Annotated in this window: 7 protein-coding genes; 5 read left to right on the top strand and 2 right to left on the bottom strand. The window is 59.3% G+C overall.

Annotated elements, in window-relative coordinates:
- Positions 1-97: 97 nt before the first annotated feature.
- Entirely contained in the window at positions 98-2,044 is a 1,947-nt protein-coding gene (lapD, locus tag QMX98_RS27685; RefSeq protein WP_077750429.1) for a cyclic di-GMP receptor LapD, read from the bottom strand.
- A 14-nt stretch (positions 2,045-2,058) separates the two neighbouring features.
- Positions 2,059-2,751 (bottom strand): cysteine protease LapG, encoded by a 693-nt coding sequence (lapG, locus tag QMX98_RS27690; protein ID WP_010464935.1) that lies wholly within the window; start codon positions 2,749-2,751, stop codon positions 2,059-2,061.
- Between the two features lie 220 nt (positions 2,752-2,971).
- On the opposite strand from lapG, the gene QMX98_RS27695 reads away from it, so the two are divergent.
- The 5 genes from QMX98_RS27695 (at position 2,972) to QMX98_RS27715 (ending at position 10,001) form a co-directional block, all read left to right on the top strand.
- On the top strand, positions 2,972-3,682 hold the full coding sequence (locus QMX98_RS27695; RefSeq protein ID WP_282411681.1) for a GntR family transcriptional regulator: 711 nt from the start codon (positions 2,972-2,974) through the stop codon (positions 3,680-3,682).
- Between the two features lie 697 nt (positions 3,683-4,379).
- A complete protein-coding gene (locus QMX98_RS27700) occupies positions 4,380-5,156 on the top strand; it encodes a DUF3050 domain-containing protein (RefSeq protein WP_077750431.1) in 777 nt (258 codons plus the stop codon).
- Positions 5,153-6,082, top strand: a complete 930-nt coding sequence (locus QMX98_RS27705) for a diiron oxygenase (protein WP_282411682.1) — start codon at positions 5,153-5,155, stop codon at positions 6,080-6,082. The genes QMX98_RS27700 and QMX98_RS27705 overlap by 4 nt, the downstream gene beginning before the upstream one ends.
- A gap of 13 nt (positions 6,083-6,095) precedes the next feature.
- Positions 6,096-9,506, top strand: coding sequence for a non-ribosomal peptide synthetase (locus tag QMX98_RS27710; protein WP_282411683.1), 3,411 nt, complete (start codon positions 6,096-6,098; stop codon positions 9,504-9,506).
- 27 nt (positions 9,507-9,533) lie between these two features.
- The gene (locus QMX98_RS27715; RefSeq protein ID WP_282411684.1) at positions 9,534-10,001 is read left to right on the top strand and encodes an SRPBCC family protein; all 468 of its coding nucleotides are present in this window, start codon (positions 9,534-9,536) and stop codon (positions 9,999-10,001) included.
- Positions 10,002-10,092: the final 91 nt, after the last annotated feature.

Raw genomic sequence — 10,092 nt, forward strand, 5'->3', positions numbered from 1 at the left:
ACAAGCCTCGCTCCTACAGGTTTACGCCAACGCACGACCTTGTAGGAGCGAGGCTTGCCCGCGAAAACGGACTCCCAGACGACCAAATCCTAAAGCCTCACTGCCAAGGCTTCGGCTCACCAAACAACTGCCCCTGAACCCCATACAACCCCATCTCCCGAATCACCGACAACTCCCCTTCGGTCTCCACCCGCTCGGCAATCAACGGCAGATCAATGCTATGTGCCGCTCGCTGGATCGCTTCGATAAACAGGCGCTTGTCGCTTTCCTGATCAATCGCACGGATGTAACTGCCGTCGATCTTCAGGTACGCCAACCCCAGCCGCGCCAGGTTGCCGATCATGCTGAAGCGCCCGCCAAACCGTTGCAGGCTCAACGAGAACCCAAGCTCACGCAGGCGCCGTGTCAGTTCTTCCAGCATCGCTTGCTCGGGCAGTTGTTCCTCGCCGATTTCCAGGGTCAGCCGCGGTCCGAGATCAGAGTGGGCACGCAAAATCTCGAAGACTTTATTCAGCGCCTGCGGATCGGCCAACGTCGCCGAAGACAGGTTCAGCGCCAGCGATTCTTCATGCTCGGCCATCTGCTCAAGCACCAACTCCAACATCAGCCGATCCAGGCGCGCGGTCCAGCCAAAGCGCTCCAGCCACGGCAGGAAGCGTCCAGCGGGAATGGTCTGGCCCTCGTCGTCGATCAACCGCGACAGCACCTTGTAATGCAGCACCACTTGCGTGTCCTGGCTGGCCACCACCGGTTGGAAATACAACTGAAACCGCTGCTGATTCAGCGCCTGGTCCAGCAACGTATGCCAGGCGTGATGGTCATCCCCGACGCTGGTCGAGGCGCTGTGATCGAGGCATGCCCAGCTCTGTTCGCCCTGGCCTTCAGCCTGAGCCAGCGCCTGGTCGCCCAAACCCAACACCGCTTGGGGCGAGTCGCCATGAACAAACGGCGCCAGACCGATCGACGCGACCGAGGCCACATCCGTGGCACCGGTCGCATGCAGGCTGGCCAAGGCGCTGTCCAGATTCTGCGCCAGTTGCAGCGCTTCTTCGCGCACCAGCCCCGGCGCCAGCACGGCAAACTCACCGCCACGGATCCGGGTGACGAGGTTCTGTGTTTCCGGGTACTTGGCGCACTCGCGGGACAGTTGCTCGCCCACGGCCTGCAATAATTGGTCGGTGCGCTGACCGCCCAGACGCTGGTTCAATCCGGCCAGATCCTTGACCCGCAACAGCAGCAGATAACCCGAACTCGCCTGCTCCGGATTGCTCACCCGGGCGTTCAACTGCATCTCGAAATAACGACGGTTGGCCAGGCCCGTGAGGTTGTCCTGGTAGGACTCGACCCGTAGTTTTTCACTGCGCTCGGCCTGTTCCTGAAACAGCGCCTTGAGCTTCTCGACCATCTGATTCATGGCCTGCACCACTCGGCGCAGTTCCGGTGTGCGCGGCAGTTCCGGCAGGCTGAGGAATTCGCGGCGAGCAATGGCGTGGGATTGCTTGACCATGTAATCCAGCGGCTTCAGTTGTCGACGCAGCAACAGCGCGCCCAATACCGCGCTCACCGCGCCGCAGATCAGCAACCAGCCGAGGCTGCCCAACGCGCTCTGCCAAAGCTTGGCCAAGGCGAACATCGGATGGCTGACCACCTCGACCCGCGCCGCCTGTTCCCAGCCACGGCTGACCAGCGCATCGCCGCCGGCCGGTTCCAGGCCGATCATTTTGACGAACCAGTCCGGCACGTTGTTCACCGCTGGAATGCCGCTGCGCTCGACGATGGTCTGGTCAGTCTTGAGGTCGACCACGCGGATGCTCGCGTAATAGCCGCTGTCGAAGATCGAACTGACCAGCAGCTCAACCATCGCCGGGTCGTCGATGTTCGGCGTCAGGGACAGCGCCAATGCCGTCGCGGCGTCCTGGGCGTGGGAGCGCAACTGGTTGACGTACTGGGTCCGCGAGCTTTCCAGGCTGACCATGAAGCTGCCGGTGAAGGCGACCACCAGGAACAGACAGATAGCGATCAACAGCTGTTTGAACAAAGACATCTGAGCGCGTGCTCCTAGTTAGTCGTCTCGACCGGAAAACCTTCGGCCTGCATTTTCTTCAACACGTCCTGCCAGCGAGACAGGCGTTTGGTATCTCCGACCTTTTTGTTGCCCTTGGCGCCCGGCAACCACAACCCTTCGGCATTGAAAGAGTAGACCGGCAGCAAGTCGGTTCGTTGGCTGGCCGGTTTTATTGCATCGATCAGGCTGTCGAGCACCAGCGGCATGGCCTCGGGGCTCGAATAGTAAGTCAGCACCATGTGCGCCCGGTTCAGGCGCAACGCCTTGACGTAGGTAATGCGCAGCTTGTCACTGGAAACGCCGAGATGGCGCAGGCTGAAGTACTTGGCGATCGCATAGTCTTCGCAGTCGCCGGCGCCCTTCCACAGGGCTTCGATGGGTGTTTCCCAATAATCGACCTCATGCCAAAGGTCGATGTCCTCAACGTAACGCACCTGCTTGTTGAAAAACTGGTTGACCACATTGAGCTGTTCCAGCTCGCTGGCCTGCTTCTGCGTGGCCAGCAGATGCTGCCAGGCATCAATGCGCGGCTTCCCGTCACCCAATGGCCCATACAAGGCCTGCGCCTTGCGGCTGATCAGCGAAAAATCCCAATCGGCATGCAGCCCGCCCAGCATGGCGCCAGCCAGCAGCAACGCGCAGCACAGCCAGCGCAAAGTCCGAGGGATCGCGAAACGTACCGCCAATGCGAGGCATCCAGGTCAGGCAGGTGAAATTCGGTTGATGGTGCAGGTTAGCCCGTTAAAAGACAATGGCACGGTGCAATCACTGGCAACGCGCTAGACTTTGAATGGTAGGTGACATGAAACGTCGCGGGCTGCGGTCTTTTGTCCGTTTGACAAGCTGCATGGCAGTCACTAGTGTCCATTTGGATCCAAATATTTCAGCCAATCAGGGTGCGTAGTTGTGACACAGAAGCCCAACCCCCTCAGCAGTATCAAGGTCAACGGGCCGATTCCCGCTCACTTGGCACGCTCGGTGATCGAAGAAACCCTGCGATCGGCCATTCTAGACGGGCGCATTCCCTGCGGCACCGCGTTGCGCCAGCAAGATTTGGCCGATCTGTTCGGCGTCAGCCGCATGCCGGTGCGTGAAGCCTTGCGCCAACTTGAAGCCCAGGCGCTGCTGAACGTTATCGCCCATAAAGGCGCGGTGGTTGCACCGCTGGTCCAGGGCGATGCCGTCGAAACGTATGCATTACGGATTCTGTTGGAATCCGAGGCGCTGCGTTTGTCGATTCCCTTGTTGGAAAAGGAAGACGTCGAGCGGGCAGCCAAGCATATCGACGACCTGGAAATGGAGCACGATTACAGCGAAATCGGCCGCCTCAATCGGCTCTTCCACATGGCGCTTTATTGCAAGGCCCCTAACCAGCGGCTATTGCGGCTGGTCGAGGACGGGTTGAACGAAGAAGAGCGCTTTCTGCGCTTTAATCTGGAAGCCATGGGCTTGGGCGAGTTGTCCCAGGAAGACCACCGAGCGCTGTTGCTGGCCGTCGAAGACCGCAACGTCGAGCGTGCGGTCAAGCTGCTCGAGCATCACCTCAATCGCGGTGTCGAGGTCATCACGCGCTACCTCAACAGCCACGAAGCGCTTAACAAGAAAACCCCCAGGTAACTCCCGGCGCCAAGCCTGGGCGCGCAGTTCGAACTGCGCGCCGCGCTTGCTGTGAATAATCTACTTACACATCCCCGCTTCAGCCACCGCACGCCCCCTCCCCAAGCCTGCCTTCGATTCGCCTCCCTCAGGTTCCATCAATACGCCAGCAAAGATGACGGCCGGGCGATAGCGGCGGCCGTGATTTACGCTCACTCTTGGGCTGCCAACGAATAATGAACGGGCGACGCGCCGCCATGGCGGCACAGTCCTCGCACCAAGAACCTACGGAAGGAGTCTTGTCACGGGAAAGGAAGCACCGGCGTCAATCCCAGCCAACTTCCACCCCCTTGAAGCATTCAACGGAACAACTTTGAAAGTTGCTTTGAGTGAGGCATTCACTCTTCATTTGAATTTTGACGATACTTCGCCGAAAGGAGCAACTACGCCCAAATAAAACTGCTACTTATAGTTTTATTAGAACTTGTCGCACTCAAGAAAGTTAAACTTTCAAATAATATAAAAATAACTTGCCCGATACTTTATTCGTGTATTAGTTTTTCTCCGCCACCAGCAAACACGGCACCCATACGACTGTATCGCACTTAATTAGATCAATTTAGTTGAGGCATTCGCTCGCCAACAAAAACGTTAGACGACCGTCACTTATTGATCACAACACCCTTAACGGCATTTCAGATCACTTATAGGCTCGCTCATGAAAACGAATAAAGACCGACTCAACCAGAAGAAAGCAGAACTTAGTGCACACCCGATCTTTTCTGAAATACATTCGCTGTCGGTACTTCAACGGTTCATGGAAACCCATGTCTTTGCGGTGTGGGATTTCATGTCGCTGACCAAACGCTTGCAACAGGAACTGACCTGCGTCCAACTGCCCTGGTTGCCGCCGCGAGATCCGCAGGCCGCGCGTCTTATCAATGAGATTGTGCTGGGTGAAGAGTCCGATGATCGCCCGGCCCAAGGTCATTACAGTCATTTCGAGTTGTACCTGGATGCGATGCGCGAAGTCGGTGCCAGCACGGCGGCCGTGGAACGCTTCGTGGCGTTGCAACAAGAAGGCGTGAGTTACGACGTGGCGCTGCAAAGCGTTGATGTCGATCCGGCGGCTGCGCAGTTTGTACGGCACACCTTGCACACCGCGCTGCATGCGCCGGGACATAGCGTTGCCGCAGCGTTTTTGCACGGTCGTGAGAGCGTTATTCCGCAGATGTTCCAACGGATTCTCGACGACTGGGGCATCGGCATCGAGCAGGCGCCCACCTTCCGTTACTACCTGGAGCGGCACATCGAAGTCGACTCCGAGGACCACGGCCCCGCCGCTGAAAAACTCCTCGCCCGGCTGGTCGACGGCGACCCGCAACGCGAAGCAGACGTCTACGCCAGCGCCATTGCCGCTGTGGAAAGTCGCATTGCATTGTGGGACGGCCTGCGCCTGAGCATGAGCGAACCGGTTGCGGAGGTGAACGCATGAACGCCGCCGACTACCAATCCTTCGCCGACGCCTGGGAAAGTCGCGCGACCATCCGCACCCGCCCGCGGCGCGTGCTGGAGAATGACGGCAAGCTGATCTATCCGTTGAGCCGCCAACCGTTGGTGCTGAGCGAGACCTTCCTGCGCGAATGCCCGGAACAACGGGACTTCGCGCTGGTGCAGACGCTCTACAAATTCATCAACGACGTGGTGATTTTCGAAACCGAGATCGTCGACAAGACCGCCCGCAGCATCGCCAAAAATCGCTTCGCCGTGGCGTTCCCGTTTGCCTGTCGCTATGACGCCATGACTGTGGTGGTGGACGAGGATTACCACGCGCTGGTGGCCATGGACTTCATGCAGCAGACCGTCGCCATGACCGGCATTGCGCCAATCCAGCTGCCGGATGAAATCGAGCTGAGTCGGGCGATCCCGGCGGCCGTGGCCCTCGCACCAGAGCATCTGCGCAGCGCGGTAGAACTGATCTGCGTGGCCATCGCCGAGAACACCGTAACCGGCGATGTCGCGGCGTTCGCCAAGGACGAAACGGTCAAGCAGTCGATCAAGGGCCTGATGGCCGATCACTTGCTCGACGAGGGCCGCCATTCCGGGTTCTGGTCGCGGATGGTGCGCATTTACTGGCACACCGCGAGCGAAGACGACCGCCAGCTCATCGCGCAAATCCTGCCAGTGTTCATCGGCCATTACCTGACCAACGACATCCAGAAGTCCTTCGATTTCCGCTTGATCGAAGCCTTGCAGATCAGCGACGCGGTACGCCAGGCACTCAAGAACGAGATCTCGGGGCTGGCCTTCCCGATCAATCGTCATCACCCGCTGGTCGCCAACATCGTGCGGTTTTTCCGCAGCAGTTCGCTGCTGGATTCGCCGTGCGTGCAAGACACCCTCAGCGACTACCTGGTTTAAGGAGGAGAACATCATGAGACGTCTCGACATTCTGCTCATTGGGCAAAGCCAGGCCTTGACCGACCTGGCGCTGGAACTTGAACAACAGGGTCATTCGCTGCTGCGGCTCGAGGTGTTCGAGGAGGCGCCGTCGTTTGATCTGCTGATTGACGACGCCAGCCAGGCGTTTTCAGTCCCGAGTGATGCGCCGCATCTGACACTGCAACTGGGAATTGGCGTGCCGAACGTCACCGGTCTACCGCCGATTGACCTGCTGTGCATGCAAGGATCAACGCTGTTCACGCGCGTGCCGATTGCCGATGAACCTAGCGGAAACGGCCAGGCCTTGCGCCTGCGAGCGGTGGAGGAACTGGTGGATCACGTCTCACTGCTGGTCAGCCGATTCTCCCGGGACGCCGAGTATTTTCTCTGCGCTGAACCGGCTGCGGCAGCCCATTTTGAACAGGTGGACAATCTGCTGTTTTTAGAACGCCTGGCGTTCGTTCATCAACTCAACAACACCGCTCAACCGTGGCTGCAAGAACTCGCCCGGATCCCGATGATCGAGCGTCTGCAACAACGCTTCATCGAGTCCGCCGAACGACCTGCGCTGAACATCGACGGCACATCGCTGAGTTATCGGCAATTACACGCCCAGAGCCATGCGATCCAGCAACGCTTGCTGCCGTTGATCGCACAGCATCAAGGCCCGTTGGTGGTCGGGATCTGCCTGCCGAAATGCAGTGCGTTGTATGCAGGGATCCTGGCGATTCTGGGCAGCGGCGCGGTGTACTTGCCGCTGGAGCCGAGCCATCCACTGCAGCGTCAGCAGTACATCCTTTCGAATGCAGGAGCGGTGTTGTTGCTGCATGACGGCCAGCATCCCCTCGCCGATGAAATGCCGGGGCTGGACATCAGTCGCATCGACTTCGCTGACGTCGCCCTCGGTCAACCCTTGATGCGCCAGCGCCCCGCTCTCGACGCGCCCTGCATGGCGCTCTATACCTCGGGCACCACCGGGCATCCCAAAGGCGTGCTGCTCAGCCAGGCTAACCTCGCGCACTTCACCGCGTGGTATGCCGACTATGTGCAGCTGACCGAACACAGTCGGGCCTTGCAGTTTTCGTCGTTGAGTTTCGACTCGTCGCTGATCGATATTTTCCCGACCCTGCTTCAGGGCGCCGAACTGATCGTGCCGAACGACGACCAGCGTCGCGATCCGTTGCAACTGGTCGAGCTGATTCGCCATCAACGCCTCAGCCATGCATTTTTACCGCCAGCACTGTTGAGCATTCTGCCGCTGGATCAGCTGCAGGTCCTGGATCATGTAATGACCGGCGGCGATGTCTGCGAACCCTACGTTATCGAGCAGCTCACCCGTCAGGGCAATCTCTACAACCTCTATGGCCCGACCGAAGCCACGGTGCTGATTACCGCGCGCCAACTGCGCGCTGGCGACAGCAACCGCACCCTCGGGTCGCCGATTGCCAACAGCCAGGTGCTGATTCTCGATGAGGCTTTTCAGCCGGTGGCCGAGCAGGTCGTCGGTGAGTTGTACATTGTCGGGCCGGGGGTGTGCCTGGGTTATCTGAACAACCCGCAGCAGACTGCCGAACGTTACCTGGACATGAACTTGCCAGACGGCCAGCGCCTGCGCGCCTACCGTACCGGCGATATGGCGAAATGGACCGGCGACGGTATCGAGCTGTGTGGACGGCGGGACAATCAGGTGAAAATCCGCGGCTTTCGCGTCGAGCCGGAAGAGATCGAACGCTGCCTGCGCGACAGTCAGTTGTACCGCCAGGTGGCGGTGGTCATCGACAGCCAACGGCGGATTCTGGCGTTCCTCGCACAACCTCAGGAGAACCAAACGGGCGCCGCGCGCGAAGCCTTGAAGACTCATGCGATGCAGTTTTTGCCGGACTACATGCAACCCATCGCCTGGACTGAACTGCCGAGCATGCCGTTCGCCAGTAACGGCAAAGTCGACCGTATAGCGCTGCTGGCGATGCCGGTGAATGTTGCCGAAAACACGACACGGCGCTTGCCCGCCAGCGCCGATGAAGCGCTGTTGCTGGAGATCTGGGCTGAGCTGCTGGAGTTGCCGGCCAGCGATATTTCGACCGACGAAAGTTTCTTCAATCTGGGCGGCCACTCGATTCTGTTGTCACGGATGTTGCTGCGATTGCGTGAAGAATTCGGCCGCAGCATCTCGATCAATCGCTTCATTGAATTGCCGACTATTGCGAAGCTGGCGACATTGGTGCGCGGCTCCGGCACCGAGGAAGTCCTGAGCGCGCAAGCACTGGCGGATGCCTTCCGCGAGCTGGATATTCAGCCACTGCCCATCAGCCGCATGGGCGATGTGCACAAGGTGATCGTCACCGGCGCAAACAGTTTTGTCGGTGTGCACATCGTCGAAGCGTTGCTGGCGTGGGGCGTCACTGAAGTGGCCTGCCTGGTGCGCGATGGCGGTGGGCAATCGGCGGCTGAGCGCTTCGCTCATGCGTTGCGGGAAAACCGACTGGAGCACCTGGACCTGAGTCGGGTGCAGGTTTACGCGGCAGACATCACTCGCCCGGCGTTGGGGCTTGATGCGCACGTTTACGAGCGCCTCGATCGAGAGTTCGGCGCGCTGGTGCACAACGCCGCCAACGTCAATCACGTGCTCGATTACGAGTCGCTGGCGCGGGACAACGTCGAGCCGATTTTCGAATGCCTGCGGCTGTGCGAGGGGCGCAGCAAGAAGATCTTCAATTTTGTCTCCACGCTGTCGGCGTCCAGCACGATTGCCGACGATGGCCGAGTGCTGGAATTACCCGCAGCGCAGACGCCGCCGATCTACATCAAGAACGGCTACAACCTGTCCAAGTGGGTCGGCGAACGGATCCTCGAACGAGCGCGTGAACGTGGGGTGCGGGTCAATCTTTATCGCCCCGGCAACATCAGCTTCAACAGCCTCTCCGGCGTCTGTCAGCCGCACAAAAACCGCTTGATGCTGATGCTCAAGGGCTCGATCCAGCTCGGCCAGGTGCCGGAGTTTTCGCTGAATTTCGACCTGATGCCGGTGGACTTTCTCGCTCGCTTCATTGGCTTCCATGCCAGCCGTTATTCATCTGAAAAAGCGGTGTTTAACCTGCACAACCCCGAGCCCCTGAGTTGGGACGATTACGTCGCGTCATTCCGTGAGGCGGGCCGGGAGTTCTCCATGGTCAGCGTCGCCGACTGGCAACAGCAACTGGGTCGGGTCGACAGCGACAACGCGCTGTTCGGCGTACTCGGTTTCTACCTCAACGGCTTCGAGGAAGACATCGGCGACATCTCGATGATCGGCCACGACAACGCCCAGGCCGGCGTTCGGCAGATGGGCGCGCACTACCCGGAAAAATCACCCGCACTGCTGCGTCGCGGTTGCGACTACCTCAAAGAAATCAATTTCATCTGATTCATTCAAACCCAATGGAGCAAGACCATGAACAATCTGCAACCCGATACCCTGATCAAAAACCCGCAAGGCTGCCATGTCGTGTCCTCGGTGGAGGTGCCGGCGGATGCCGCGCAGGTCTGGGCGGTGGTCGGCAACTTTGCCGGCTTCGATCAGTTCATTCCGGCGCTGTCGCACATCGAGATGACGGGCGAAGGCGTGTCGTCGCTGCGCAAGAAATTTTTCAAGGACGGCAACCTGGTGGTCGAGCAACTCAACTCCCGGGATGACCAGGCGTTGAACATCACGTGGACGACCATTTACAACACACTGGGCGTGGCCAATTTGTGGGCGGCAATGAGTGTTGAACCGCTGGGTGCGGACACGTCACGGGCGACCTGGACCATCATTGCCGAACCGGCGCAGGGAGGTGCCGAGGCGTTGCCGGCGTTCAAGGATTTCGTGCAGGGGTTTGCGGATGACGCGATGAATAATGTGCTGAAGCTATTTGCGTAGAGCTTTGGTCCAGCGGTGACTTTTCTACCGCTTTCGCGGGCAAGCCTCGCTACTACAGGGTTTTCCATGCCCTGTAGGAGCGAGGCTTGCC

It is taken from the genome of Pseudomonas sp. PS02303, assembly GCF_029959925.1.
GTDB classification, from domain to species: domain Bacteria; phylum Pseudomonadota; class Gammaproteobacteria; order Pseudomonadales; family Pseudomonadaceae; genus Aquipseudomonas; species Aquipseudomonas mandelii.